This window comes from Citrobacter sp. Ct235 (genome assembly GCF_030332305.1).
GTDB classification, from domain to species: domain Bacteria; phylum Pseudomonadota; class Gammaproteobacteria; order Enterobacterales; family Enterobacteriaceae; genus Citrobacter_A; species Citrobacter_A telavivensis.
Window position 1 is genome coordinate 302,722 of sequence record NZ_JAOWIC010000048.1, and the last position, 25,231, is coordinate 327,952.

Sequence of the window (25,231 nt, forward strand, 5' to 3'; positions counted from 1 at the left end):
TCAACCTCCCGTAACCGGGGGAAAGAAGGCCACTTCATCACCCGCCGTCAGCGGATGATCAAAGCTCACCAGCGTCTGGTTTACCGCCGCCAGCAGCTTGCCGTCTTCCAGGGCCAGCGCCCAGCGGTTGCTGTTCGCCGCCAGATGCTGACGCAGCGCTTCTACCGTCGGGAAATCAGCCGCCACGTCCAGCGCATCGGTACCCACCAGTTCGCGAACCTGGGCGAAGAACAAAACCTTAATCATGCGAATCCGCCTTAAAATCGCCAGACTTGCCGCCGCTTTTCGCCAGCAGGCGTACCGGGCCAATCACCATATCTTTCTGTACCGCTTTGCACATGTCGTAAATGGTCAACGCAGCGACTGACGCCGCGGTGAGTGCTTCCATCTCCACCCCGGTTTTTCCCGTGAGGCGGCACAGCGACTCAATACGAACACGGTTGTGTTCTGGCTGCGCCTGCAGTTGTACTTCCACTTTGCTCAGCAGCAGCGGATGGCATAGAGGGATCAGCTCCCAGGTGCGTTTAGCCGCCTGAATCCCGGCAATGCGCGCGGTGGCGAACACGTCGCCCTTATGGTGGCTACCGTCGATAATCATCGCCAGCGTTTCGCTGCGCATGGTGACAAAAGCTTCGGCGCGCGCTTCGCGGACGGTCTCTGCTTTCGCGGACACATCCACCATATGCGCTTCACCGGCGGCGTTAATGTGAGTCAGTTGCGACATACTTATTTCTTCAGATGTGGGTGAAAATTACAGGGATGCGTACGGGCATCCAGCTGCGGCGCAATAATATTGTCCCACGCGGTGCGACACGCTTTGGTGGAACCCGGCATGGCGAAAATCAGCGTTTTGTTGGCCACGCCCGCCACCGCGCGAGACTGCAACGTCGCGGTGCCAATCTCTTCAAACGACAGCATACGGAACACTTCGCCAAAGCCTTCCACTTCTCTGTCAAACAGCGGCAGCAGCGCTTCCGGGGCCTGGTCGCCTTCGGTCAGGCCTGTGCCGCCGGTGACCAGCACCACCTGCACCTCATCACTGGCAATCCACGCCGAAACCTGTGCGCGAATGGCGTAGCGGTTCTCTTTGACAATCGCTTTATCGATGACCTGATGTCCCGCTTCCTGCGCGGCATCACGCAGGAAATGGCCGGAGGTATCGTCCTCTTCGCCACGACGATTCGATACCGTCAAAATAGCAATGCGGGTCGGGATAAATTCAGCGCTTACCTGACTCATGGCAAACTCCTTGTTCAAAGCGGGGTTAACCGCCTATGTATGAGAGGTTCTGGGTAATACCCGTATTGTTCTGGTGCAGGAAATGAGTCTGCTTTTTCTCACGCAACGCCAGCGAGATACGCTCTTCCAGCGCGTCTTGCTGAGCATCATCTTCCAGCAGATCGCGCAGGCTGACGCCGCCCTCACCGAACAGGCAGAGATGAAGTTTACCCACGGAGGAGACGCGCAGACGGTTGCAGGTGGCGCAGAAGTCTTTTTCATACGGCATGATGAGGCCGATCTCACCCTCATAATCGGGGTGGCAGAAGACCTGCGCCGGGCCATCGCTGCGCTGGCGTAGCTGGTGGATCCAGCCGCGACGCAGCAGTTCATCACGCAGCACCTGACCGGAGATATGGTGTTTGCGGAACAGGTCGCTGCCCTCGCCCGTTTCCATCAGTTCAATGAAGCGCAGTTGAATGGGACGCGTCTGGATCCAGTCGAGAAAAGTATCGAGCTGATGGTGGTTCACATCGCGCATCAGCACGGTGTTCACTTTGACCTTTTTAAAGCCGGCATCAAACGCAGCGTCAATACCCGCCATCACCTGCTGGAATTTATCCTGCCCGGTAATCGCGTGGAATTGACGCGCATCGAGGCTATCGACGCTAACGTTAATGCCGGTCAAGCCGGCATCGCGCCAGTGGGCGGCATCACGCGCCAGACGGTAGCCGTTCGTGGTCACCGCCAGTTGACGAATCGCGTCGTTTTCACGCACGGCGGCAATGATGTCGGTAAAGTCGCGACGCAGGGAGGGTTCGCCACCGGTCAGGCGCACTTTTTCAGTGCCCAGATTGGCAAAGGCGCGTGTCACCCGACGAATTTCATCGACGGAGAGAAAACCTTTATTGGTGACGCCGCCGGGCTTGTAGCCATCCGGCAGACAGTATGTGCAACGAAAGTTACACACGTCGGTAATCGACAGACGCAAGTAGTAAAACTTGCGCGCGAAAGCATCGGTCAGTTGTGTGGCCATGTACACCTTTCCAAATATGGGAGGCGAAGTCATTTCTTCCTGCGCCCTGGTGACAATGCGTTTGCATTGTCACGGCCAAAGCACCGTATCATTTGACCCAGGTGCAGAGGCTAGAGTGTTTACTGTGGTTATGCCGATACTAGCGTGTAAACGGACATTATGCCATTCACACTTAACGCTATATAATCATGTATATAGCGTCATGATCGTGCCATTTCGCTACAGAATAAGCGAAAATAGCACTTTTGCATTGATGTACATCATTTCGCTGTCAGGCGCGCATCACCTTAAAGGGGTAGTGCGTCAGAATTTATTTTCTTAACTCGCCGCTGGCGAATTGCTGAAAAGCCCCTGTTTGCGCTACTGTAGCGCGGTAAATCTGACTTCAGGAATTTTTATGCGCAATCGTACGCTGGCTGACCTGGATCGTGTCGTCGCGCTCGGCGGAGGGCATGGATTAGGACGCGTTCTCTCTTCCCTCTCTCCCCTGGGTTCACGCCTCACCGGTATCGTGACCACCACCGATAACGGCGGCTCGACGGGCCGTATTCGCCGTTCAGAGGGGGGGATAGCCTGGGGCGATATGCGCAACTGTCTCAATCAGCTGATCACCGAACCCAGCGTTGCCTCCGCCATGTTTGAATACCGTTTTGGCGGGAATGGCGAACTTTCCGGCCATAACCTCGGAAATCTGATGTTAAAGGCGCTCGATCACCTGAGCGTGCGGCCTCTGGAAGCCATCAATTTAATTCGTAATCTGCTGAAAGTAGATGCGCATTTAATCCCCATGTCGGAGTTGCCTGTTGACCTGATGGCGATCGACGATCAGGGGCATGAAGTGTACGGCGAAGTGAATATTGATCAGCTCACTTCACCGTTGCAGGAGCTTATGCTGTCGCCGAAGGTGCCCACCACCCGGGAAGCGGTGCAGGCGATTAACGACGCCGACCTGATTATTATTGGTCCGGGCAGCTTTTACACCAGCCTGATGCCAATCCTGCTGCTGGATGAGCTCGCGCAGGCGCTGCGTCGCACGCAGGCGCCCATGGTCTATATCGGCAATCTGGGCCGGGAACTGAGCATCCCCGCCGCAAGCCTGACGCTTCTCGATAAGCTAACCATTATGGAGCAGTATGTCGGCAAGAGAGTCGTTGATGCGGTGATCGTGGGGCCGAAGGTGGATATCTCTGCGGTCAGTGACCGGGTGGTGATTCAGGAAGTGCTGGAGGCCAGCGACATTCCCTATCGCCATGACCGCCAGTTATTACACAACGCGCTGGAGAAAGCAGTGCAAGCTTTGGGATGAATATTTTATTGCCGGATGGCGCTTCGCTTATCCGGCCTACAAAGCCTGGCCTGGACTACGAGGCGGCGATAAACAGTTCACGCAGCTGATGCAACTGATCGCGAATCTGCGCGGCCTCTTCGAACTCCAGATTCTGCGCATGCTGCATCATCTGCCCTTCCAGCTCGTGAATCTTCTGCTGCAGCGCTTTTGGCGTCATGTCCAGTTCGACCACATCCGACTTCGCCGCGGAACGCGACTTGCCTCTGCCCTTCGCCTTGGTTTTCGCGATGTTCTGCCCCAGCGCCAGAATATCGACCACTTTTTTATTCAGGCCCTGCGGGATAATGCCGTGCTCTTCGTTGTACTGCTGCTGTTTCTCGCGACGGCGTTCAGTTTCGCTAATCGCCTTCGCCATTGAGGCCGTGATTTTGTCGCCGTAGAGAATCGCCTTCCCGTTGATGTTACGCGCCGCACGACCGATAGTCTGAATCAGCGAACGTTCGGAACGCAGGAACCCTTCCTTGTCGGCGTCGAGAATCGCCACCAGCGACACCTCAGGCATATCGAGACCTTCGCGCAACAGGTTGATCCCCACCAGCACGTCAAACTCGCCCAGACGCAGGTCACGAATGATTTCCATACGCTCCACGGTATCGATGTCCGAGTGCAGATAGCGCACCCGCTCGCCGTGCTCTTCCAGATATTCGGTAAGATCTTCCGCCATCCGTTTGGTCAGCGTGGTCACCAGCACACGCTCGTTGATCTGCGCGCGCTTGCGGATCTCAGAAAGCAGATCGTCCACCTGCGTTGCCACCGGACGCACTTCAATCACCGGATCCAGCAACCCTGTCGGACGCACCACCTGATCAACCACATCGCCGCCGGATTTCTCCAGTTCGTAATTGCCCGGCGTCGCAGAAACGTAGATGGTCTGCGGTGCCAGCGCTTCAAACTCTTCGAACTTTAACGGCCGGTTATCCAGCGCCGACGGCAGACGGAAACCGTACTCCACCAGCGTCTCTTTACGCGCGCGGTCGCCACGATACATCCCACCAATCTGCGGGATAGTCACGTGGGATTCATCCACCACCAGCAAACCGTCGGCGGGCAGATAGTCAAACAACGTCGGCGGCGGCTCACCCGGCCCGCGTCCTGAGAGAAAGCGCGAGTAGTTTTCAATCCCCGAGCAGTAGCCCAGCTCGTTCATCATCTCCAGATCAAACTGGGTACGTTGGCTCAGACGCTGCTCTTCCAGCAGTTTGTCATTAGCGAGCAGGACTTTGCGTCGTTCAGCCAGTTCGACTTTGATCTCTTCCATCGCCTGCACAATGCGCTCACGCGGGGTCACGTAGTGCGTTTTCGGGTAGATGGTGTAGCGCGAAATGGTGGACTCCACCTGCCCGGTCAGCGGGTCAAACAGCGACAAACGCTCCACCTCTTCGTCAAACAGCTCAACGCGCAGCGCAATGTCGTCGGATTCCGCCGGGAAGATGTCGATCACTTCACCGCGCACGCGGAAGGTCCCGCGCTGGAAAGCCTGATCGTTGCGGGTATATTGCAGTTCGGCCAGTCGCCGCAGAATGGCGCGCTGATCGATGATCATGCCTACCGTCATGTGCAGCATCATCTTCAGGTATAAATCCGGATCGCCCAGACCATAGATGGCAGAAACGGATGCCACGACGATCACGTCACGGCGCTCCAGCAATGCTTTGGTGGCGGACAGACGCATCTGCTCAATGTGTTCGTTCACCGACGCATCCTTTTCGATAAAGGTGTCAGAGCTGGGAACGTACGCTTCCGGCTGATAGTAGTCGTAGTAGGAGACGAAATACTCGACGGCGTTATCCGGGAAAAACTCTTTCATTTCACCATACAGCTGCGCCGCCAGCGTTTTGTTGGGTGCCAGCACCATCGTCGGGCGCTGTAGATCCGCAATCACATTGGCGATGGTGAAGGTTTTCCCTGACCCCGTTACGCCAAGCAGCGTCTGATGCGCCAGGCCGTCCTCCAGTCCCTCTTCCAGACGTCGTATCGCCTCGGGCTGATCGCCGGAAGGTTTAAATGCGGAATTCAGTTTGAACGGTTTACTCATGAGCAGCTACCTGAAGGAATGGGCGGGCAGGTGTGTAATTTTACTCGCAGAGGATAATATTGCCAGTAAAATACACTGGATGAAAAAACAGTAACGCCTCATAATATTTGTGTTACGCGTGATAAAATCGGTTCACAGGCGGCTAAAATTTCACCGCTGACAAGATATTACACTATGAAGCGGGTTTATCCCCAGACCATTGACTTCGTTAACATTGTCAAGATGTGTTATGAAAGTTTTATTGCATTCAATGACCGGGATATGACAGCCATTGATTTTATCTAACGCGCTGTAAATTATAGGATATTTCGTAAAGACGCCTTTCGCGCCAATTCGGCTGGAAGCCGCGTATTCTCTCGCTTGCCTTGTGTTTTCTAACTCTAATACACAAGGTTATCCACAGGAATGGTGGATAACTGCCTGCAGGCCGTATGGCCTGCCGCCTGGCAAATTCCCGGTCCGGCCCACCAGGACGCACATAAAAAAAAATTATCGCTAAATTTTGATTTTTATCAGCTAACGAAGCGCCCCTGGCAGGCGAGATCTTGCTCGCAATTTCGCCTTTTACTCGTCCGCGAGCAAAGCGAGATCCAGATATTGTCCTGTGACCGCGTTTTCGGCTCCAGCGTCAAGCCACGGGATTTCGCCTAACAGCGGCACAGGGATGACCCGCTGAAGCGTCGCCATATACTCATGGTGGCGTTTCCCCGGCGGCGTGACGTCATTCGCCACCCACCCGGCAAGCCGGAGCCCTGCCTGCTGTACTGCCTGCGCTGTCAGCATGGCATGGTTAATACATCCCAGCTTTACGCCGACGACCAGGATAACCGGCAACCGCTCGCGCTGCACCCAGTCGGCGAAGGTAAAATCCTCCGCAAGCGGGGTAAACCAGCCGCCTGCACCTTCGACCAGCAGCCACTCCGCCTGCGCGTCCAGCGCGCGCAGTCCGTCTGACATCACGTCAGCATGAATCGGCCTCCCTTCATCGGCGCTGATGATATGCGGTGAGGTGGGTTCCGCGAAGGTGTAAGGATTCACCGCCGCATAGTCCAGCGCCAGACTGCTGTTGCGCTGAAGCGCCAGGGCGTCGCTGTTGCGCAGTCCTTCTGGCGTCATTTCACTGCCTGAGGCGACGGGTTTATAGCCAGCCGTCCGGTAGCCCAGACTGCGCGCCGCCTGTAGCAGCGCACAGCTGGCGACGGTTTTACCGACTTCCGTGTCGGTGCCGGTGACAAAATAACGTTTAGTCACGTGTAATCACTCCTGTAAAAAGATGGTAGGTCAGAGGATATTTCCCCTGCCGCTGGGGCCAGGCCAGTTGAAGCTGCTGCAACTGCGAGCGGGTTAAGACGCGCGATGCGCGCCCCTCGTGCAAATGGGTCGCGCCGATACCTTTCAGCGAGCGCATGGCGCTCAGAGCGTCATCAAATTCCAGCGTCAGGGAGATCGATTGATGATGCCCCTGCCAGCCGCGCATCGCGTCACACAGCGCCTCACGGGATAAAAACCGGTTGCCATGCGCCCGGTCATCCACCGCGCGCCAGGCCTGATGAAGCTCCGGCAGCGAGTCCTGGGCCAGCGTGGTGAAGGCCACACGCCCGCCGGGACGCACGACCCGGTAAAGCTCGCTTAGCGCATGATGCAGACTGTCACACCACTGCACGGCCAGATTGCTCCAGGCCAGGTCGAACGACGCGGTGGCTAGCGGCAGCGACTCGATGTCTCCGGCGAGATAGTGATGCGCCACATTCTGACGACGTGCCTCGTCCAGCATCCGGGCAGAGAGATCCAGCGCGGTAACCTGGCTGCCCTGCTCGCGCCAGTAGCGACTCAGACGACCCGGCCCGCAGCCGGCATCCAGCACCTGCGAAAACGGGCGTTGCGGCAGTTGCGCCAGCAAGGCGTCTGCGCTCAGACGCTGCAATGTGGCGTGCTGCTCATAGTGCGCTGCCGCACGGCCAAACGCCGCCGCGACAGCCTGCTTATTCACTTGCCCCATGCAGCACCTCCAGCAAACGATCGATATCCTCGGGCTCATGCGCCTGGGTTAACGTCAGGCGCAGACGGGCCGTCCCGGCGGGCACGGTCGGTGGACGGATAGCCGTGACCCAGCATCCCTGACGGCGCAGGGTGTCCGCCAGCCGTAACGCGCGTGCATTTTCGCCGACAATCAGCGGCTGGATGGCACTGTGCGACTGCGCCAGGGTGAAATCGGCGTGATTGACTGATGAACGAAAGCGCTGGATAAGCGCAGCCAGTTTCTCCCTGCGCGCGTCACCTTCCTGACTGCGAATCACCGAAAGCGACGCCTGTAGCGCCATCGCCTGCGCGGGCGGCATGCTGGTGCTGTATATCAGATGACGGGCGAACTGCAGCAGATAATCGGCAACGCTTTCGGAGCACAGGATCGCCGCTCCGCTGACGCCAAACCCTTTGCCAAACGTCACCACCAACAGCGCCGGTTTTACCCGCTGCTGCCAGCAGCTCCCACGCCCCTCTTCTCCACTCACGCCAATGCCGTGGGCGTCATCCACCAGCAGCCAGCCCTTGCGGGTCTGTGCGGCGTGCTGAATTTCCGCAAGCGGCGCGCTGTCGCCATCCATGCTGAACACGCCCTCGGTCACCACCAGCTGTCGCCCCGAACAGGGGACATCAAGCAGGCGCGTGAGATGCGACGCGTCGTTATGGGTAAAGCGGCGAAGCTGCGCCGGACTTAGACTGGCCGCTTCCAGTAGCGAAGCATGGCTGAGGCGGTCAGCGACAATCCGGTCATCCTTTTCCATCAGCGCGGTAATCACCGCCTGGTTTGCGGCGAAACCGGAGATAAACAGCAGCGCGCGCGGATAGCCCAGCCAGTCGGCCAGTTCTTCTTCCAGTTGCTGATGGGCGATGGAATAACCGCTGACGTGACCCGAGCCGCCGCTGCCGACGCCAAACCGTTCCGCCCCCTGCTGCCAGGCGCGAACAATGCGGGGATGGTGGCTTAAGCCCAGATAATCATTGCTGGAGAAATTGAGATAGCGCTGGTCGTTCGCCTCCAGCCAGCGACCGGCCCCCTGCACGACCGCGTAACGGCGGCGCAGGGTGTCAGCCGAACGACGCACCGTCAGCGCATCGTCGATTTTCCGTTGCCAGATCATACGGCAGCCGCGTTGTAGTAATCGTCGGTATCCGGCGTCAGCAGCGCCTGCTCCAGACGCGCACGCTGCTCGTTATCCCCCGCAAGCACCGACGTCTGCTGTGGATTCAGTCCCAGCTTATGGAAGAGCTGGAGATCTTTGTCCTCTTCCGGGTTTGGCGTGGTGAGCAGTTTGCAGCCGTAGAAAATGGAGTTGGCCCCGGCCATAAAGCACATGGCCTGCGTTTGCTCATTCATCTGCTCGCGACCGGCGGACAGACGAACGTAAGAGGTCGGCATCATGATGCGCGCCACGGCAATGGTGCGAATAAAATCAAACGCGTCAACGTCATCGTTATCCGCCAGCGGCGTGCCTTTCACCTTCACCAACATGTTGATCGGCACGCTTTCCGGCGGAGTCGGCAGATTTGCCAGTTGCAGGAGCAGCCCGGCACGGTCTGTCACCGTCTCGCCCAGACCGACGATGCCGCCAGAACAGACTTTGATCCCGGCCTCGCGCACGTTGTCCAGCGTATCGAGACGCTCCTGGTAGGAACGGGTGGTGATGATGTTGCCGTAGAATTCCGGCGACGTATCGAGGTTGTGGTTGTAATAGTCCAGCCCCGCCTCCGCCAGTCGCTGTGCCTGCGATTCATCGAGCGTGCCGAGCGTCATGCAGGCTTCCAGCCCCAGCGCTTTCACCCCCTGAACCATTTGCTGCAAATACGGCATGTCACGCTCGTGCGGGTTCTTCCACGCCGCCCCCATGCAGAAACGGGTGGAACCCGCGTTTTTCGCTTTGCGCGCCGACTCCAGCACCTGCTCGACTTCCATCAGCCGCTCAGATTCAAGGCCCGTTTTATAGCGCGAACTTTGCGGGCAATATTTGCAGTCTTCCGGGCAGGCACCGGTCTTGATCGACAACAGCGTGCTGACCTGTACCTGACGAGGGTCAAAATGCTGACGGTGAATTTGCTGTGCCTCGAACAGCAGATCCAGCAGCGGTTTTTCAAATAATTCGGTGACTTGCGACAGCGTCCAGCGAGAATGAGTGGTCATAATTTTATACTTTTTGTGGTGATAAAGGTGTAGACTTGTAAACCTAAAACTTTTTAATTTGGTTTACAAGTCGATTATGACAACGGACGATATCACTTTTGATCAGCGCCACATTTGGCACCCCTACACCTCTATGACGTCCCCGCTGCCGGTCTATCCCGTTGAACGGGCTGAAGGCTGCGAACTGATTTTATCCAGCGGTGAGCGCCTGATTGATGGCATGTCGTCATGGTGGGCCGCGATTCACGGCTACAATCACCCACAGCTCAATGCGGCGATGAAAACGCAGATTGACGCCATGTCACACGTGATGTTCGGTGGGATCACGCATGCCCCCGCCGTCAACCTGTGCCGTAAACTGGTCGCCATGACGCCCGCGACGCTTGAGTGCGTATTTCTCGCCGATTCCGGTTCCGTCGCGGTGGAAGTCGCGATGAAAATGGCGCTGCAATACTGGCAGGCGTTGGGTGAATCACGTCAGCGCTTCCTGACGTTCCGTAACGGCTATCACGGCGATACCTTCGGCGCGATGTCGGTCTGCGATCCGGACAACTCTATGCACAGCCTGTGGAAGGGCTATCTGCCGGAAAACCTGTTTGCCCCTGCGCCGCAAAGCCGGATGGATGGCGAGTGGGATGAGCGTGATATGGTGGCCTTCGCGCGCCTGATGGCGGCGCATCGTCATGATATCGCGGCAGTTATTCTTGAGCCGATCGTCCAGGGAGCGGGCGGTATGCGCATGTACCATCCGGAGTGGCTGCGCCGTATCCGCAAAATGTGTGACCGGGAAGGCATTCTGCTGATTGCCGATGAAATCGCGACCGGATTTGGCCGCACGGGCAAACTGTTTGCCTGCGAACACGCCGGGATCGCGCCTGATATTCTGTGTCTGGGCAAAGCGCTGACCGGCGGGACGATGACTCTCTCCGCCACCCTGACCACCCGCCAGGTGGCGGAAACCATCAGCGACGGCGAAGCGGGCTGTTTCATGCACGGCCCCACGTTTATGGGCAATCCGCTGGCCTGCGCGGTGGCAACCGCCAGTCTGTCTCTGCTGGAGTCCGGCGACTGGCAGGCACAGGTATCGGCCATTGAAACCCAACTCCGTCAGGAACTCGCCCCGGCGCAGACGTCGCCGTGGGTGGCGGATGTGCGCGTGCTGGGGGCGATCGGCGTGGTGGAAACGACGCATCCGGTCAACATGGCGGCTCTGCAAAAATTCTTTGTGCAACAGGGCGTGTGGATCCGTCCGTTTGGCAAGCTCATCTACCTGATGCCGCCGTATCTCATTGAGCCAGCGCAACTGCGCCGTCTGACACAGGCAGTGAACGACGCTGTGCGCGAAGAAACGTTTTTTAACGCATAATTAACGTAAGCGTGCAGCAAGAACCGTATTGACGGGGATGTGTTATTCAGTCGGCAGTGCTACGCGCCAGGGGAGCAGTTCGCCGACCCGGTTTATCGGCCAGTCGGCTATGACGTCAAGGACATAGCGGAGGTAGCTTTCTGGCTCCACTCCGTTCAGTTTGCACGTCCCGATCAGGCTGTACAGCAGCGCTCCCCGCTCTCCTCCATGATCCGAACCGAAGAACAGGTAGTTTTTGCGGCCCAGACTGACCATCCGCAGCGCATTTTCAGCGATGTTATTGTCCGCCTCAGCCCAGCCATCATCTGCATAGTACGTCAGCGCCGGCCACTGGTTCAGGGCGTATGCGAACGCTTTCGCCAGTTCTGAGTGTCGCGACAGGGTTTTCATCTTTTCACGCAGCCAGCTTTCCAGGGATTTCAGCAGCGGTTTCGTTTTCAACTGACGTTCGGCAAGGCGCTGCTCCGCCGTCATTCCCCTTATCTCTGCCTCGATGGCGTACAGTTCGCCGATCCGTTTCAGCGCTTCCTCCGTCAGGGCTGACGGGGTGCGAACGTGCACATCGTGGATTTTACGGCGGGCGTGAGCCCAACAGGCGGCTTCCGTTATCCGACCATCCCGGTACAGCTCGTTGAACCCAGCGTATGCATCCGCCTGCAGTACACCACTGAACCCCGCAAGATGGGTCTGCGGATGGATGCCTTTTCTGTCCGGGCTGTAAGCGAACCACACCGCCGGCGCCAGCGTTGACCCGGCGTTACGGTCGTCACGAACGTAGGTCCATAACCGCCCGGTCTTCGTTTTCTTATTGCCTGGCAACAGCACCGGGACAGGCGTGTCATCAGCATGGAGCTTACCGTCAGTCAGCACATAGTCCTGAAGCGCTTCTTCCAGCGGTGACAGTAGCCGGCAGCATGCATCCACCCAGCCCGACAGCAGTGAACGACTCAGCTCCACGCCCTGGCGGCCGTATATTTCAGACTGGCGGTACAGCGGGGTGTGCTCTGCATACTTTGAGATCAGCACGCGGGCCAGCAGCCCCGGTCCTGCGATACCCCGCTCGATGGGCCGTGAAGGCGCGGGGGCCTGCACGATGGCATCGCACTGAGTACAGGCATGCTTTTCACGTACAGTCCGGATAACCCGGAAGGCGTTGCGCATCAGCTCCAGCTGTTCGGCGGCATCCTCACCCAGATAGCTCAGCGAGCCTCCACATTCCGGGCAGCATGACGCTGCCGGCAGTAGTCGTTTTTCATCGCGGGGGAGTGATTCGGGGAACGGTTTGCGGGTGCGGGTTTGACGCAGCGGGCGCTGCACGGCCGGGTCGTCAACCCGACCGGTAAGGGTATCACTTTCTTTCTGAAGTGCCTTCAGGTCAGCTTCCATCTGTGCGATACGACGGGAGACTTTTTCGGAGCGGCTGCCGAAGTTCATCCGGCGCAGCTTATCCAGCTGTGCCTGCAGATGGTCTATTTCGCGTTCACGCTCGTTCAGCTTTTCCAGCAGGGCACGGTTCAGCGCCTCCTGTTCGGCAAGGAGACGTTTCAGTGCATTGATATCGTCAGGAAGTGAGCTGCTCATACCGGGTATATTACCAGGCTCATTCAGCGTCGACCAGGATAAAGAGGCTTACAACATAGTCAGGGACGTAAGCAGTCTTTTAGGCTGCCGCCAGTCGATACCTTCAAGGAGCATCGCCAGCTGTGCCGGTGTGAGGAACACTTTGCCATCCCGGGCTGACGGCCAGGCGAAGCGGCCGCGCTCCAGCCGTTTGGTCAGCAGACACAGTCCATCGCCGGTAGACCAGAGGAGCTTTATCTGACTGCCATTACGCCCACGGAAGATAAAAACGTGACCTGACATCGGATCGTCTTTCAGCGTCGTCTGCACCTTTGCCGCCAGGCCGTTGAAGCCGTTTCTCATATCGGTGATGCCAGCGACCAGCCAGATCTTTGTCCCTGATGGTAATGGGATCAACGTTTGAGCTCCCGTATCAGCAGGTTCAGGATATTTTCGCTGATGGCACCATTCAGACGGAGTGATCCGTGCCGGAACGTTACTTCACAGCTGATATTGAGTGATTCAGGTGCCGCAGCAGCTACAGGTTGTGACCGGGGGGAGGTTGTAGGGACAACATCTTCGGCATCAAGTGTTATCGGGAGCAGCTCAGGCACGTTGTTTTCTGTTGTTGAAGGAGGACGTAGTTTTCCTTCGCGCCAGTACTGGCGCCACTTGAACAGCAAATTATCGTTGATCCCATGCTCACGAGCGAGTTGCGCTACGGAGATCTCTGGTCGATGCGAGAGTTCAACCATTTTGATTTTGAACTCAACGGGATAATTAGGGCTTTTTTTACGCACTGCGGTTAATGATTTCATGGATAGCGTCCACCATATTTGGTGTCCACTATCCTCTCAGGAATATCAGGATCTGCCAGACGGTGCTGAGACGACGCTTACTAATTAACGGTAAGCTGTGGAGTTTCTGGCGACACTTTTTGGCAAGAATGAAGGAGAGTGCATGAAATTAATCAGCAACGATCTGCGCGACGGGGAAAAGCTTCCCCAGCGCCATGTCTTCAACGGTATGGGCTATAACGGCGATAACCTTTCTCCGCATCTGGCCTGGGACGAGGTGCCTGCCGGAACGAAGAGTTTCGTGGTGACCTGTTTTGACCCGGATGCGCCAACCGGTTCCGGCTGGTGGCACTGGGTAGTGGCCAATATTCCAGCCGACACCCGGGTGCTGCCGCAGGGCTTTGGCTCCGGCCTGGTCGCGCTGCCAGACGGCGTTATCCAGACGCGTACCGACTTCGGTAAAGCGGGCTACGGCGGCGCCGCGCCGCCAAAAGGGGAAACCCACCGCTATATCTTTACCGTTCACGCGCTGGATGTGGACAAGATTGACGTCGATGAAGGTGCCAGCGGCGCGATGGTAGGATTTAACGTCCATTTCCACTCGCTCGCCAGCGCGTCGATTACCGCGATGTTCAGTTGATCGTATTGTGCCGGATGACGACGCTCACGCGTCTTATCCGGCCTACGGGAGGAATTCGTAGGCCGGATAAGCGTCAGCGCCATCCGGCGCTGTTCAAAGAAACTCCGGCACAAGCTGCAACAAAGTCCCCTGCGCAAGCAATGCTGTCGCACGCTCAATATCCGGGGCGAAAAAACGGTCCTGGGTATAATGCGCGACCTGCTCACGTAATGCGGTTCGCGCCTGCTCCAGTAGCGGACTTGACGTTAACCCTTCGCGTAAATCGATCCCCTGACAGGCTGCCAGCCACTCGACGGCCAGTACGCCGCGAGTATTCGCCGCCATTTCCCACAACCTGCGTCCCGCCGCCGGTGCCATCGATACATGATCTTCCTGATTCGCCGACGTTGGCAGACTGTCCACGCTGTGCGGATGCGCCAGCGCTTTGTTCTCACTGGCGAGCGCTGCCGCCGTCACCTGGGCAATCATAAAGCCGGAGTTCACCCCACCGTTTTTGACGAGGAAAGGCGGCAGTTGCGACATGTGTTTATCCATCATCAGCGCAATACGGCGTTCGGAAAGCGCGCCTATCTCGGCAATGGCCAGCGCCAGATTATCCGCCGCCATCGCCACCGGTTCGGCATGGAAGTTACCGCCGGAGATGACGTCCCCCTGCTCAGCAAAAACCAGCGGGTTATCGGAGACCGCATTGGCTTCCGCCAGCAGCACGTCCATCACCTGGCGCATCTGCGTCAGGCACGCGCCCATCACCTGCGGCTGACAGCGCAGAGAATACGGATCCTGCACCTTTTCACAATTGTGGTGTGACGCCGACAGCGCGCTGGTCTCCGTCAGTACGTGGCGATACAGCGCCGCCGCGTCAATCTGCCCACGCTGCCCGCGCGCGGCGTGAATGCGCGCATCAAACGGGCGGCGTGACCCCAGCACCGCTTCGGTGGTTAACGATCCGCACACGATGGCGGACGCGAACAGCTCCTGCGCTTCAAACAGCCCGCGCAGCGCAAACGCCGTCGACGCCTGCGTGCCGTTAAGCAGCGCCAGCCCTTCTTTCGCCGCCAGCGTAATCGGCTCCAGCCCGGCTTTTTTCAGTGCTTCCGTCGCGGGTAGCCATTCGCCCTGCCAGCGCGCCTTCCCTTCACCTAACAGCGTGAGCGACATATGGGCCAGCGGCGCCAAATCACCTGATGCGCCCACCGACCCTTTCGCCGGAATGTGCGGCCAGACTTCGGCGTTAACCAGCGCAATCAGCGCGTCTATCACGCTAAGACGAATGCCGGAGAAACCACGCGCCAGGCTGTTTATCTTCAGCACCATGATCAGGCGCACCAGCGCGTCATCTAACGCGTCGCCCACGCCTGCCGCATGCGACAGCACCAGCGAACGCTGCAGGTTTTGCAGATCGTCATCGGCAATGCGCGTTTGCGCCAGCAGGCCAAAACCCGTGTTAATGCCGTAGGCCGTACGCCCTTCAGCGACAATCGTGTTGACGCAGGCCACGCTGGCGTTAATGCCGTCGATGGCGCTGGCGTCGAGGCTCAGTTTAACCGGCCGCTGCCAGACTTCGCGCAGCTGTGAAAAGCTCAGATGGCCCGGCGTTAAGGTCATGGTGTTCATATCAGCGTTTCCCCTGCGTTGCCGCAACCATCGGTAGATTCAGACCTTGTTCCACAGCGCACTCCACGGCGATGTCGTAGCCCGCATCCGCATGACGCATCACGCCGGTCGCCGGATCGTTATGCAGTACCCGGGCAATTCGCTCGGCCGCTTCATCGCTGCCGTCGCAGACAATGACCATCCCGGCGTGCTGCGAGAAGCCCATTCCTACGCCGCCGCCGTGGTGCAGCGATACCCAGGTGGCTCCGCTCGCCGTGTTGAGCAGCGCATTGAGCAGCGGCCAGTCGGACACCGCGTCAGAGCCGTCGCGCATCGCCTCGGTTTCGCGGTTCGGGCTGGCGACAGAGCCGGAATCCAGATGGTCGCGACCGATCACAATCGGTGCTGAGACTTCACCACTGCGCACCATTTCGTTGAACGCCAGGCCGAGTTTTTGCCGCCATTCAAGACCCACCCAGCAGATACGCGCTGGCAGCCCCTGGAAATTAATCCGCTCCCGCGCCATGTCCAGCCAGCGATGGAGGTGCTCGTCATCCGCCACAATCTCTTTCACTTTGGCATCGGTTTTATAAATATCCTGTGGATCGCCGGAAAGCGCCACCCAGCGGAACGGTCCGATTCCGCGACAGAACAGCGGGCGAATATAGGCCGGTACGAAGCCAGGAAAGGCAAAGGCGTTTTCCACGCCCATCTCTTTTGCCATCTGACGGATATTGTTGCCGTAATCGAACGTAGGTACGCCCATGTCGTTGAACGCCAGCATAGCCTCGACGTGTTTCGCCATCGAACGCTTCGCTGCCTCTACGGTTCCCTGCGGATCGGAGAGCGCTTTCTGCTGATAGGTCTCCCAGTCCCAGCCGGAAGGCAGATAGCCATGCAAGGGATCGTGGGCGCTGGTCTGGTCGGTGACCATGTCCGGGCGTACGCCGCGTTTCACCAGCTCGGGCACGACGTCCGCCGCATTGGCGCACAGGGCAATCGAAACGGCTTTGCCTTCGCGGGTATATTTTTCGATACGCGCCAGCGCGTCATCGAGAGACGTCGCCTGTTCATCGACATAGCGGGTGCGCAGGCGGAAATCGATGCGGCTCTGTTGACATTCAATGTTCAGAGAACAGGCGCCAGCCAGCGTTGCCGCCAACGGCTGCGCGCCCCCCATGCCGCCGAGTCCGGCGGTTAACACCCAGCGCCCGCGCAGATTGCCGTCGTAATGCTGGCGTCCCGCTTCGACAAACGTTTCATAGGTGCCCTGCACAATCCCCTGACTGCCGATATAGATCCAGCTTCCGGCCGTCATCTGGCCGTACATCGCCAGCCCTTTCGCATCCAGTTCGTTGAAATGCTCCCAGGTCGCCCAGTGCGGAACGAGGTTGGAGTTGGCGATGAGCACGCGCGGGGCGTTCTGATGGGTTCTGAATACGCCAACCGGTTTGCCGGACTGAACCAGCAGCGTTTCATCCGCTTCCAGTTGAGTCAGGGCATTGACAATCGCGTCATAGCACTCCCAGTTACGGGCCGCGCGCCCTATACCACCGTACACCACCAGCTCATGCGGGTTTTCGGCGACGTCGGGATCCAGGTTATTCATCAACATGCGCAGCGGCGCTTCGGTCAGCCAGGATTTGGCCGTCAGCGTTGTCCCTCGCGGGGCGCGGATATCTTGCTGGCGATACTTGCTATGAGACATAACAACGACTCCTCACGGACGTGCCGGATACTGTTTATCCGGCATAATGGAATGATAGGGTGTGAGGTAAATATATACTTGTCTATACAAGACATAACAAGGCAGCAATTAACAAAAAAGATACATTTTTGTTATATTGCGTCAGCAATCACGCTTTTCAGTTCGCGTGATTCAGGAGGAGAAATGGCCCTGTAACCGGTAGCGAGACCCCGGGAAGAGCAGTCGCGCATGGGAAACGATCTGCGTGGCGGACCAGGTGGTACGACGAATCAGCAGACAAGGATCGGTCTCGCCAATATCCAGTAAGGCACACTCTTGCGCCGTAGCGCGCACTGCTTCAACAATGTGCTCCCCTTCCGTCAGCGGGGCAATCAACGACAGATAGGCATGTGGCGTGGTCTGACTGTAATCCTGCGCCAGATATGCCGGGACAATGTCGGCATTCACACAGCGATCTTCTATCTGTACCGGCTGGTCGTTTTCAAAATGTACCATCACAGAGTGGAAAATCGTCGTCCCTTCACTGACCTTCAGCACCGCCGCCTGTCGCGCATTGGCCGGTTTTTTTTCCAGAATCAGCACCTCGCAGTGATGCCGATGCCCCCGGGAGGCGATTTCGTCGGCAATACTGCGAATTTCAAACAGTGCAGACTGGCCTTTCGGCTCCGCGACAAAGGTTCCCACCCCCTGCAGGCGCACCAGCATCCCTTCGTCGGTCAGTTCGCGCAGCGCCCGGTTGATGGTCATCCGACTGAAGCCGTACTGCGCCACCAGCTCCGCCTCCGACGGAATGCGATCGTGCGGCTGCCAGACGCCGCTGGCGATCTTTTCGCTAATCTCGCGTTTAACCGTCTCATAAAACGGCGCGGGAGCAGAACGAGGGCGAGAGAGTGTCATGGGAATGTTTTACCTTATCAATCGATTACTGCCACCAATGGGCGATTTGCCAGCCAAGCCGCGCAGCCACGCGTGCCGACCTGCCATCATTATCAAAGCGAGGATTAAATTCAACCATATCCACCGCCTGCAGCTTACCGCTGCGACAAACAGGCTCAATCACCGTCAGCAGGGTCGCCAAGGGCACGCCCAGCGCCGCCGGAGCCGACACCGCGGGCATCTCGGCAACAGGCAGTACGTCGAGATCGACCGTCAGATAGAGTTTATCTACCTCGCTGATAAACGCCGCCAGCCGGGCGTGGGCTTCGCTGCACTGCAAATCTTCAACCACCAGCACGTTGCGCTTTTGCGCCTCGTCCCACAGCGCCTGAGTATTTGCCGCCCGACTGACGCCGATGCAGGCGTAGCGGAACTCGCGCTGCTGCTGGTCGCAAAGCTGTGCCAGTTGACGAAACGGCGTACCGGAAGTCGCCCGCCCGGCGTTGCGCAGATCCAGATGTGCGTCGAGGTTAACGATCCCTACCCGCTCGCCGGGGAACGCGTCGAAAATACCCGCCCCGTGGCCGAATGCCGTCTCATGTCCGCCGCCAAGAACGAAGGTGCGCATCCCGGCCTGATGACATCGAGAGACCGCATCACGCAGCGCCTGTTGCGCCCCTTCCAGATCCGCCGTCGGGGCCAGTAGATTCCCCATATCCACCAGTCGCTCATGCCCCGCGTGGCTCGCCAGGTTCGCCAGCGCACAACGCAGCGCGTCCGGCGCGCCGGCGGCACCGGGACGCCCTTGATTACGCTTAACCCCCTCATCGCAGGCAAAGCCGAGCAGCGCTATTTTGTCGCGATAATGCTCTGGCGAAAACGTCAGGCTGCGCGCTGTGGTCTGAAACAGACGCAGCGCGTTTGCGGCTTCACCGCTGTCATCTCGCCCCTGCCACAGATCAGGGGCAGCAGTTTCCCATTGCGTCATGTCATTTCTCCTCGAAATATGCGTTGATACAGCGGGTTGCGTCCTGGTTCATAGAGGATCTCCACCGGGTTTTGCGCATCCCAGACGTTAAAATCGGCAACGTAGCCCGCTTTTAGTTGTCCGTGCGTCGTCTGGCGTCCCAGCGCCTGAGCGGCATGACGGGTAACGCCCGCCCACGCCTCTTCCGGTGTCAGTCCAAACTGAACGCAGGCCATGTTCATCGCCAGGTGCAGGCTGATGAAGGGACTGGTGCCGGGATTGAAATCGGTCGCTACGGCCATTGGGATCTGGTAGCGACGCAGCAATTCAACGGGCGGGCGCTGTGTCTCTTTCAGAAAATAAAACGCCCCCGGAAGCAGTACGCCAACGGTACCGCTGTGACGCATCGCCGCCACGCCTGCTTCATCAAGATATTCAATGTGATCCGCAGAAAGCCCATGATAGCGACTGACCAGCTGCGTCCCGCCAAGCAGAGACAATTGCTCAACATGCCCTTTGACCGGGATGCCTGCCGCCTGCGCCGCGTGCAGTACCCGCTCGCTCTGGGCCAGGGTAAACCCTACGCTCTCGCAAAACAGATCGACCGCTTCAAACAGCCCCTTTTCCCATAACTGCGGCAGTATCGTTTCGCAGACGTGGGTGATATAACCGTCAGGATTGTCCCGATATTCAACCGGTACGGCATGCGCCGCCAGCAGCGTGGGGCTGATTTCGATGAGATTCTCTTCGGCCAGGCGGGCCGCAACGCGCAGCATCTTTTCTTCTGCTGCCACATTCAGACCGTAGCCGGATTTCACTTCCAGCAGGGTCACGCCCTCTCGTATCAGACGCGCGATCCGCGCCTGTGCAGAGGCAAAGAGCGTCTCCTCTGTTGCGGCACGCGTTGCCGACACGGTAGCGTTAATACCACCGCCCTGCGCGCTGATCTGCTGGTAAGAGACACCGTTCAGCCGTTGTTCCCACTCGCTGGCGCGGTTGCCGCCAAACACCAGATGCGTGTGGCAGTCAATCAGTCCGGGCGTCACCAGACGCCCCTGCAGGTCATGCGTATTGGCGTGCGCTGTCGGGAGTGATGTCTCCGGCACAATCGCCAGCACGCGCCCCTCACGGATAATCAACGCATGACGGTCCAGCATGCCATACGGCGTCGGCTGCTCCGGGTCGAGCGTCGCCAGACGAAGGTTTCGCCAGAGCGTATCATCAGGTAACAGGTGTTGCATGCCCTCTCCCACTTGTCTTAGGTTGTATAGACATTTATTTGAGATCGCGCGCGGGAAGTCAATCATCCAGGGCAAAAATGTTACTTAATTGTGACGTTCGCGGTATCAGGATCCGCGAGGAGTGGTTTAAAAAACAACTTTTTAGCTTTTCGCCTTCCCGTTTTGCTCAACTTAGTATAAAAAAGCAGGCTTCAATGGATACTTTTATAGCCCGGAGCAACTCGTGAACACATCATCAGTTTCCCGTCTGGCGCTGGCACTGGCTTTTGGCGTGACGCTGACCGCCTGTAGCTCTACCCCGCCGGATCAAATTCCTTCCGATCAAACCGCGCCTGGAACCTCCTCGCGCCCCATTTTGTCGGCGAATGAAGCGCAGAATTTTGTCGCTAAAAACTATTTTTCTTCCCTGACGCCGAACACCGCGCCGTGGACGCCGTCCTCGATTTCTCTGCCCGCGCAGCCTGACTTTGTCGTCGGCCCGGCCGGTACGCAGGGCGTGACCCATGCCACCATTCAGGCGGCAGTGGATGCAGCGATCACCACGCGCACCAACAAACGTCAGTACATTGCCATTATGCCGGGTGAGTATCAGGGAACGGTCTATATCCCTGCGGCACCGGGCAGCCTGACGCTATACGGAACGGGTGAAAAACCGTTAGACGTGAAGATTGGCGCGGCGATTGACGGTGAAATGAGCACCGCTGACTGGCGTCATACGGTGAACCCGGGTGGGAAATATATGCCTGGTAAACCGGCCTGGTACATGTTTGACAACTGCCAGAGCAAACGCGGCGCGAACATTGGCGTGATGTGTTCAGCCGTACTGTGGTCACAGAACAATGGCCTGCAGTTGCAGAATCTGACCGTTGAAAACAATCTCGGCGACAGCGTGGATGCGGGTAACCACCCGGCCGTTGCGTTACGCACCGACGGTGACAAAGTTCAGATCGACAAGGTAAACATTCTGGGTCGCCAGAACACCTTCTTTGTGACCAACAGCGGCGTGCAGAACCGTCTGGAAAATGATCGTCAGCCGCGCACCCTGGTCACCAACAGCTACATCGAAGGTGATGTGGATATGGTTTCCGGTCGCGGCGCAGTGGTGTTCGATAACACCGATTTCCGCGTGGTGAACTCCCGTACTCAACAAGAAGCGTACGTCTTCGCACCGGCAACGCTGTCGAACATTTACTACGGTTTCCTCGCCACCAACAGCCGCTTCACTGCCGCCGGTGACGGCGTGGCGCAACTGGGCCGCTCACTGGATGTTGACAGCAACACCAACGGTCAGGTCGTGATCCGCGATAGCGTGATCAACGAAGGCTTTAACATGGCGCAGCCGTGGGCTGACGCGGTGGTCTCGAAGCGTCCTTTCGCGGGCAATACCGGCGCGAAAGATGATAAAGGCGAAACCCAGCGTAACCTGAACGACACCAACTTTAACCGCATGTGGGAATACAATAACCGCGGTGTGGGCAGCAAAGTGGTGGCGGCACCGAAGCAGTAAGCATAAAAAACCGGCATCCTGCGATGCCGGTTGTTCTTTTACCGGTGGGTTAAAAGCGCCCCCGATTAATACGCGTTAACCACTACCCACATTGGGCCCTGGCCTACCGCATAACGTCCCTTTTCCGTCAACAACCCCTGCTCACCGGCAATCTCGTACACCGCAATATGGTGCGACTTCTGTCCGGCGGCAATCAGGTATTTCCCACTATGGTCAACGTTGAAACCGCGCGGCTGCGTTTCGGTTGGCTGGAAGCCCTCTTTGGTCAACACGCTGCCATCTTCTGAAACGCTGAATACGGTAATCAGGCTGGCGGTGCGGTCACAGGCATACAGATGACGACCATCGGGCGTAATGTGAATGTCCGCCGCCCAGCGGGTGTCAGAGAAATCAGCCGGCATCATATCCAGCGTTTGCACGCATTCGATGTCGCCGTGCGGATCTTTCAGCTCCCAGACGTCCACAGAACTGTTGAGCTCGTTGACGCAGTACGCATATTGCTGATTCGGATGGAACGCCATATGACGCGGACCGGCCCCTTCAACGGTGGTCACTTCTGCCGGCTCTTGCGCCACCAGCTTACCGTCATCGCTTAGGGTAAACAGGCAGATGCGATCCTGCTTCAGCGCAGGCACCCACAGGGTGCGGTTGTCCGGAGAGATATTGGCAGAGTGACAGCCATCCATCCCTTCCACCACATCCACAAGCCCGACCGGCAGGCCGTCTTCCAGACGCGTCACGCTGACGTTGCCCGCATTATAGGAGCCGACAAAGACGAAACGCCCATGATGATCGGTTGAAATGTGTGTTGGGCTGCCCGGCAGTGCGGATTCTGCAGCAAACGTCAGCGCACCATCATCCGGCGCAATCCGGTAAGCCAGCACGCGGAATTCAGGACGCACGCCCACGTAGAGATAGCGTTTATCCGGGCTGACCACCATCGGCTGAACCTGCCCGGGCACATCAACCACCTGTACCAGCTTCAACGCGCCATCATGACTCAGGCTCCAGACGTGGATCTGTTGGCTTTCAGGGCTGGCGGTATAAACGGTTTGCTTCATGAATGCTCCTCTGCTTTAGGCAACTGGCTGCAATGATGGAATACAGCTTAACGTAGTCGCTTTTAACGGTGAATGCTGAATCTATATCCGTCATACTTCAAGTTGCAGCCAACGCACCTGCAACTCGAATTATTCAGGGTATACGTACTAAATTTTGCCTGCTCCCCGTCCCGGTGTACCATTCAGGCAGACAAAATTTTCAATGTTAATCGGGATGACGATATGACCGCTCGCGTGATTGCCCTGGATTTAGATGGAACCCTGCTGACCCCGCAAAAGACCCTGCTCCCCTCGTCTGTCGAAGCGCTGTCACGCGCCAGAGCGGCGGGTTACCAACTTATCATCGTCACCGGGCGTCATCACGTCGCGATTCATCCTTTTTATCAGGCACTGGCGCTGGATACACCTGCAATTTGCTGTAATGGCACTTATTTGTATGATTATCACGCAAAAAATGTTCTTGAGGCCGACCCATTGCCGGTTGACCAGGCGCTGCAGCTTATTACATTGCTGGAATCGCATCAGGTTCATGGTCTGATGTATGTCGATGACGCCATGCTGTATGAGCATCCGACCGGCCATGTCATTCGCACATCAAACTGGGCGCAGACGCTGCCACCGGAACAGCGTCCGGTCTTCACTCAGGTGCCTTCACTGGCACAGGCGGCGCGCGATGTCAACGCGGTCTGGAAATTCGCCCTGACAGACGACGATATCCCTAAACTGCAGCAATTTGGCAAACATGTCGAACAGCAACTGGGCCTTGAATGCGAATGGTCGTGGCACGATCAGGTCGATATCGCCCGTCAGGGTAACAGTAAGGGCAAACGCCTGACCCAGTGGGTCGAATCTCAGGGCGGCTCGATGGAAAACGTGATTGCCTTCGGGGATAACTACAACGACATCAGCATGCTGGAAGCGGCCGGTACCGGCGTGGCGATGGGCAATGCTGACGACGAGATCAAAGCACGTGCTAACGTCGTCATCGGCGACAACACCACCGACAGCATTGCGAAGTTCATCTATAGCCAACTGCTGTAATCAGGCGGTTATGGATACGCTCTTGATTTGCGCGTACAGCCACAGGCCTGGTTTGATCCCAAGCTCATCCCTGGCCCACGGGCTTATGCGCGCCCACAGCGTTTTGCCCCCGACCTCAAGCTGAACTTCCACCTGCCCGTTATCGTCGTAGCAGTGGGTCACCTTCGCGCGCAAAATATTGCGGATACTGGTCTGCTGCGGCGGTTGTAGCACCAGTGAAACATCCGACGCCTGAATACGAATGCGCAACGAGGCTTGCAGCGGTTCATTGAGCTTATTGACCCACAAATGCTGGTCGCCCAGCGCCAGTGCCGTCATGGCGTAATGCGGATGATGCTCCAGCACGCTCACCTTCAGGATGCTGCTCTGCTGTTCTTTCGGCAGCCACGGATGCATCACGCTGCTGCTCCAGACCTCTTCCAGCGCGCCAAACGCCTTCACCCGACCGTCTTCCAGTACCATCACGTTATCGGCCAGATGGAGAATTTCGTCGAGCGAGTGGCTGACGTAGAGCATGGGAATGTTGATCTCCCGCGCCAGGCGTTGCAGATAGGGCAACAGTTCGCGCTTACGCGGAATATCCAGCGAGGCGAGTGGTTCATCCAGCAGCAGCAGTTCCGGCGCGGTCAGCAGCGCCCGACCAATCGCCACACGCTGTTTTTCACCACCGGAGAGGCCGCCCGGCAGTCTGTCGAGCAGGGGCTCAATACCTAACAGCGCCACCAGCTTATCAAACTGACCGGCCATGCTTTTCGCCATGCCGTAACGCAGATTGCCGCGTACTTTATAATGCGGAAACAGGCGCGCATCCTGAAAAACGTAGCCTACCCGACGTTTTTCCGGCGTCAGACAAATACGTTTTTCCGTGTCGTTCAGCACCCGTCCGTTGAGCACAATGCGCCCTTTTTGCGGTCGCGTCAGGCCACTGATGGCATTGATGAGCGAGGTTTTTCCAGAACCGGAGACGCCAAAAATCGCGGTGATTCCGCTGGCGGGCAGCGTTTGGTTGAGCGTGACGCAGTGGGTGCCCAGCGTCTGAGAGAAGTTGAGTTCCAGCATG

At 57.8% G+C, this 25,231-nt stretch carries 24 protein-coding genes and 1 riboswitch; of the genes, 5 read left to right on the plus strand and 19 right to left on the minus strand.

The features are described from left to right. The 4 genes from moaD to moaA all read right to left on the minus strand — a co-directional run bounded on the left by moaD (window position 1) and on the right by moaA (window position 2,254). Complete coding sequence (moaD, locus tag OGY35_RS16840) at window positions 1-246, minus strand: molybdopterin synthase sulfur carrier subunit (protein WP_152405372.1); 246 nt, start codon at window positions 244-246, stop codon at window positions 1-3. Next, window positions 239-724, minus strand: coding sequence for a cyclic pyranopterin monophosphate synthase MoaC (moaC, locus tag OGY35_RS16845; protein WP_286632891.1), 486 nt, complete (start codon window positions 722-724; stop codon window positions 239-241). The genes moaD and moaC overlap by 8 nt, the downstream gene beginning before the upstream one ends. A gap of 2 nt (window positions 725-726) precedes the next feature. Then, window positions 727-1,239: a molybdenum cofactor biosynthesis protein B gene (gene moaB / locus OGY35_RS16850; protein ID WP_195506223.1), complete on the minus strand. Its 513-nt coding sequence runs from the start codon at window positions 1,237-1,239 to the stop codon at window positions 727-729. A 25-nt stretch (window positions 1,240-1,264) separates the two neighbouring features. Then, window positions 1,265-2,254 (minus strand): GTP 3',8-cyclase MoaA, encoded by a 990-nt coding sequence (moaA, locus tag OGY35_RS16855; protein ID WP_286632892.1) that lies wholly within the window; start codon window positions 2,252-2,254, stop codon window positions 1,265-1,267. Then, window positions 2,242-2,384, minus strand: a riboswitch (molybdenum cofactor riboswitch). It overlaps the preceding gene by 13 nt. 267 nt (window positions 2,385-2,651) lie before the next feature. Here moaA and OGY35_RS16860 point away from each other — a divergent pair. Further along, complete coding sequence (locus OGY35_RS16860) at window positions 2,652-3,560, plus strand: YvcK family protein (RefSeq protein ID WP_286632893.1); 909 nt, start codon at window positions 2,652-2,654, stop codon at window positions 3,558-3,560. Window positions 3,561-3,615: 55 nt separating this feature from the next. Here OGY35_RS16860 and uvrB read toward each other — a convergent pair whose 3' ends face one another. The 5 genes from uvrB to bioB all read right to left on the minus strand — a co-directional run bounded on the left by uvrB (window position 3,616) and on the right by bioB (window position 9,814). Beyond that, window positions 3,616-5,637 carry an excinuclease ABC subunit UvrB gene (gene uvrB / locus OGY35_RS16865; RefSeq protein ID WP_152405377.1) on the minus strand — a complete coding sequence of 674 codons (2,022 nt, stop codon included), beginning with the start codon at window positions 5,635-5,637 and terminating at the stop codon, window positions 3,616-3,618. A 564-nt stretch (window positions 5,638-6,201) separates the two neighbouring features. Then, window positions 6,202-6,888 carry a dethiobiotin synthase gene (gene bioD / locus OGY35_RS16870; protein ID WP_286632894.1) on the minus strand — a complete coding sequence of 229 codons (687 nt, stop codon included), beginning with the start codon at window positions 6,886-6,888 and terminating at the stop codon, window positions 6,202-6,204. Further along, window positions 6,881-7,636 (minus strand): malonyl-ACP O-methyltransferase BioC, encoded by a 756-nt coding sequence (gene bioC / locus OGY35_RS16875; protein ID WP_286632895.1) that lies wholly within the window; start codon window positions 7,634-7,636, stop codon window positions 6,881-6,883. Before bioC ends, bioD begins: the two co-directional genes overlap by 8 nt. Then, window positions 7,620-8,777 carry an 8-amino-7-oxononanoate synthase gene (gene bioF / locus OGY35_RS16880; protein ID WP_286632896.1) on the minus strand — a complete coding sequence of 386 codons (1,158 nt, stop codon included), beginning with the start codon at window positions 8,775-8,777 and terminating at the stop codon, window positions 7,620-7,622. The genes bioC and bioF overlap by 17 nt, the downstream gene beginning before the upstream one ends. Further along, window positions 8,774-9,814 (minus strand): biotin synthase BioB, encoded by a 1,041-nt coding sequence (gene bioB, locus OGY35_RS16885; protein ID WP_286632897.1) that lies wholly within the window; start codon window positions 9,812-9,814, stop codon window positions 8,774-8,776. Before bioB ends, bioF begins: the two co-directional genes overlap by 4 nt. Window positions 9,815-9,890: 76 nt before the next feature. On the opposite strand from bioB, the gene bioA reads away from it, so the two are divergent. Next, entirely contained in the window at window positions 9,891-11,180 is a 1,290-nt protein-coding gene (gene bioA, locus OGY35_RS16890; protein ID WP_286632898.1) for an adenosylmethionine--8-amino-7-oxononanoate transaminase, read from the plus strand. Between the two features lie 42 nt (window positions 11,181-11,222). Here the strand turns inward: bioA and OGY35_RS16895 are convergent, their stop codons facing one another. The 3 genes from OGY35_RS16895 to tnpA are packed head-to-tail and all read right to left on the minus strand — an operon-like array spanning window position 11,223 to window position 13,558. After that, a complete protein-coding gene (locus OGY35_RS16895) occupies window positions 11,223-12,761 on the minus strand; it encodes an IS66-like element ISEc22 family transposase (protein WP_004196907.1) in 1,539 nt (512 codons plus the stop codon). A gap of 48 nt (window positions 12,762-12,809) precedes the next feature. Beyond that, a complete protein-coding gene (gene tnpB, locus OGY35_RS16900) occupies window positions 12,810-13,157 on the minus strand; it encodes an IS66 family insertion sequence element accessory protein TnpB (protein ID WP_004196919.1) in 348 nt (115 codons plus the stop codon). Further along, window positions 13,154-13,558, minus strand: a complete 405-nt coding sequence (gene tnpA / locus OGY35_RS16905) for an IS66-like element accessory protein TnpA (protein ID WP_004196883.1) — start codon at window positions 13,556-13,558, stop codon at window positions 13,154-13,156. The genes tnpB and tnpA overlap by 4 nt, the downstream gene beginning before the upstream one ends. Before the next feature lie 142 nt (window positions 13,559-13,700). Here tnpA and OGY35_RS16910 point away from each other — a divergent pair, with 142 nt between their 5' ends. Beyond that, complete coding sequence (locus tag OGY35_RS16910) at window positions 13,701-14,177, plus strand: kinase inhibitor (protein ID WP_152405383.1); 477 nt, start codon at window positions 13,701-13,703, stop codon at window positions 14,175-14,177. 93 nt (window positions 14,178-14,270) lie between these two features. Here OGY35_RS16910 and hutH read toward each other — a convergent pair whose 3' ends face one another. The 5 genes from hutH to hutI all read right to left on the minus strand — a co-directional run bounded on the left by hutH (window position 14,271) and on the right by hutI (window position 20,562). Next, window positions 14,271-15,791, minus strand: a complete 1,521-nt coding sequence (hutH, locus tag OGY35_RS16915; protein ID WP_286632899.1) for a histidine ammonia-lyase — start codon at window positions 15,789-15,791, stop codon at window positions 14,271-14,273. A 1-nt stretch (window position 15,792) separates the two neighbouring features. Further along, window positions 15,793-17,478 carry a urocanate hydratase gene (gene hutU, locus OGY35_RS16920; RefSeq protein ID WP_286632900.1) on the minus strand — a complete coding sequence of 562 codons (1,686 nt, stop codon included), beginning with the start codon at window positions 17,476-17,478 and terminating at the stop codon, window positions 15,793-15,795. Window positions 17,479-17,649: 171 nt separating this feature from the next. After that, window positions 17,650-18,375: a histidine utilization repressor gene (locus OGY35_RS16925; RefSeq protein WP_152405386.1), complete on the minus strand. Its 726-nt coding sequence runs from the start codon at window positions 18,373-18,375 to the stop codon at window positions 17,650-17,652. Window positions 18,376-18,400: 25 nt separating this feature from the next. Next, window positions 18,401-19,342 (minus strand): formimidoylglutamase, encoded by a 942-nt coding sequence (gene hutG / locus OGY35_RS16930; RefSeq protein ID WP_286632901.1) that lies wholly within the window; start codon window positions 19,340-19,342, stop codon window positions 18,401-18,403. Then, window positions 19,339-20,562, minus strand: coding sequence for an imidazolonepropionase (hutI, locus tag OGY35_RS16935; RefSeq protein ID WP_286632902.1), 1,224 nt, complete (start codon window positions 20,560-20,562; stop codon window positions 19,339-19,341). The genes hutG and hutI overlap by 4 nt, the downstream gene beginning before the upstream one ends. A 223-nt stretch (window positions 20,563-20,785) precedes the next feature. On the opposite strand from hutI, the gene OGY35_RS16940 reads away from it, so the two are divergent. Further along, window positions 20,786-22,069 (plus strand): putative acyl-CoA thioester hydrolase, encoded by a 1,284-nt coding sequence (locus tag OGY35_RS16940; protein ID WP_286632903.1) that lies wholly within the window; start codon window positions 20,786-20,788, stop codon window positions 22,067-22,069. A 65-nt stretch (window positions 22,070-22,134) separates the two neighbouring features. On the opposite strand, the gene pgl is transcribed toward OGY35_RS16940, so the two are convergent. Then, entirely contained in the window at window positions 22,135-23,130 is a 996-nt protein-coding gene (pgl, locus tag OGY35_RS16945) for a 6-phosphogluconolactonase (protein WP_286632904.1), read from the minus strand. Between the two features lie 222 nt (window positions 23,131-23,352). Between pgl and OGY35_RS16950 the strand changes: the two genes are divergently transcribed. Beyond that, the gene (locus tag OGY35_RS16950; RefSeq protein WP_286632905.1) at window positions 23,353-24,171 is read left to right on the plus strand and encodes a pyridoxal phosphatase; all 819 of its coding nucleotides are present in this window, start codon (window positions 23,353-23,355) and stop codon (window positions 24,169-24,171) included. On the opposite strand, the gene modC is transcribed toward OGY35_RS16950, so the two are convergent. After that, window positions 24,172-25,230, minus strand: coding sequence for a molybdenum ABC transporter ATP-binding protein ModC (gene modC / locus OGY35_RS16955; RefSeq protein ID WP_286632921.1), 1,059 nt, complete (start codon window positions 25,228-25,230; stop codon window positions 24,172-24,174). Between the last annotated feature and the right edge of the window lies 1 nt (window position 25,231).

Excerpts from the sequence above, each read along its gene's own strand:
- moaD (WP_152405372.1), bottom strand. The coding sequence starts at position 246 with ATGATTAAGGTTTTGTTCTTCGCCCAGGTTCGCGAACTGGTGGGTACC.
- moaC (WP_286632891.1), bottom strand. The coding sequence starts at position 724 with ATGTCGCAACTGACTCACATTAACGCCGCCGGTGAAGCGCATATGGTG.
- moaB (WP_195506223.1), bottom strand. The coding sequence starts at position 1,239 with ATGAGTCAGGTAAGCGCTGAATTTATCCCGACCCGCATTGCTATTTTG.
- moaA (WP_286632892.1), bottom strand. The coding sequence starts at position 2,254 with ATGGCCACACAACTGACCGATGCTTTCGCGCGCAAGTTTTACTACTTG.
- OGY35_RS16860 (WP_286632893.1), top strand. The coding sequence starts at position 2,652 with ATGCGCAATCGTACGCTGGCTGACCTGGATCGTGTCGTCGCGCTCGGC.
- uvrB (WP_152405377.1), bottom strand. The coding sequence starts at position 5,637 with ATGAGTAAACCGTTCAAACTGAATTCCGCATTTAAACCTTCCGGCGAT.
- bioC (WP_286632895.1), bottom strand. The coding sequence starts at position 7,636 with ATGGGGCAAGTGAATAAGCAGGCTGTCGCGGCGGCGTTTGGCCGTGCG.
- bioF (WP_286632896.1), bottom strand. The coding sequence starts at position 8,777 with ATGATCTGGCAACGGAAAATCGACGATGCGCTGACGGTGCGTCGTTCG.
- bioB (WP_286632897.1), bottom strand. The coding sequence starts at position 9,814 with ATGACCACTCATTCTCGCTGGACGCTGTCGCAAGTCACCGAATTATTT.
- bioA (WP_286632898.1), top strand. The coding sequence starts at position 9,891 with ATGACAACGGACGATATCACTTTTGATCAGCGCCACATTTGGCACCCC.
- OGY35_RS16895 (WP_004196907.1), bottom strand. The coding sequence starts at position 12,761 with ATGAGCAGCTCACTTCCTGACGATATCAATGCACTGAAACGTCTCCTT.
- tnpA (WP_004196883.1), bottom strand. The coding sequence starts at position 13,558 with ATGAAATCATTAACCGCAGTGCGTAAAAAAAGCCCTAATTATCCCGTT.
- OGY35_RS16910 (WP_152405383.1), top strand. The coding sequence starts at position 13,701 with ATGAAATTAATCAGCAACGATCTGCGCGACGGGGAAAAGCTTCCCCAG.
- hutH (WP_286632899.1), bottom strand. The coding sequence starts at position 15,791 with ATGAACACCATGACCTTAACGCCGGGCCATCTGAGCTTTTCACAGCTG.
- hutU (WP_286632900.1), bottom strand. The coding sequence starts at position 17,478 with ATGTCTCATAGCAAGTATCGCCAGCAAGATATCCGCGCCCCGCGAGGG.
- OGY35_RS16925 (WP_152405386.1), bottom strand. The coding sequence starts at position 18,375 with ATGACACTCTCTCGCCCTCGTTCTGCTCCCGCGCCGTTTTATGAGACG.
- hutG (WP_286632901.1), bottom strand. The coding sequence starts at position 19,342 with ATGACGCAATGGGAAACTGCTGCCCCTGATCTGTGGCAGGGGCGAGAT.
- hutI (WP_286632902.1), bottom strand. The coding sequence starts at position 20,562 with ATGCAACACCTGTTACCTGATGATACGCTCTGGCGAAACCTTCGTCTG.
- pgl (WP_286632904.1), bottom strand. The coding sequence starts at position 23,130 with ATGAAGCAAACCGTTTATACCGCCAGCCCTGAAAGCCAACAGATCCAC.
- OGY35_RS16950 (WP_286632905.1), top strand. The coding sequence starts at position 23,353 with ATGACCGCTCGCGTGATTGCCCTGGATTTAGATGGAACCCTGCTGACC.
- modC (WP_286632921.1), bottom strand. The coding sequence starts at position 25,230 with ATGCTGGAACTCAACTTCTCTCAGACGCTGGGCACCCACTGCGTCACG.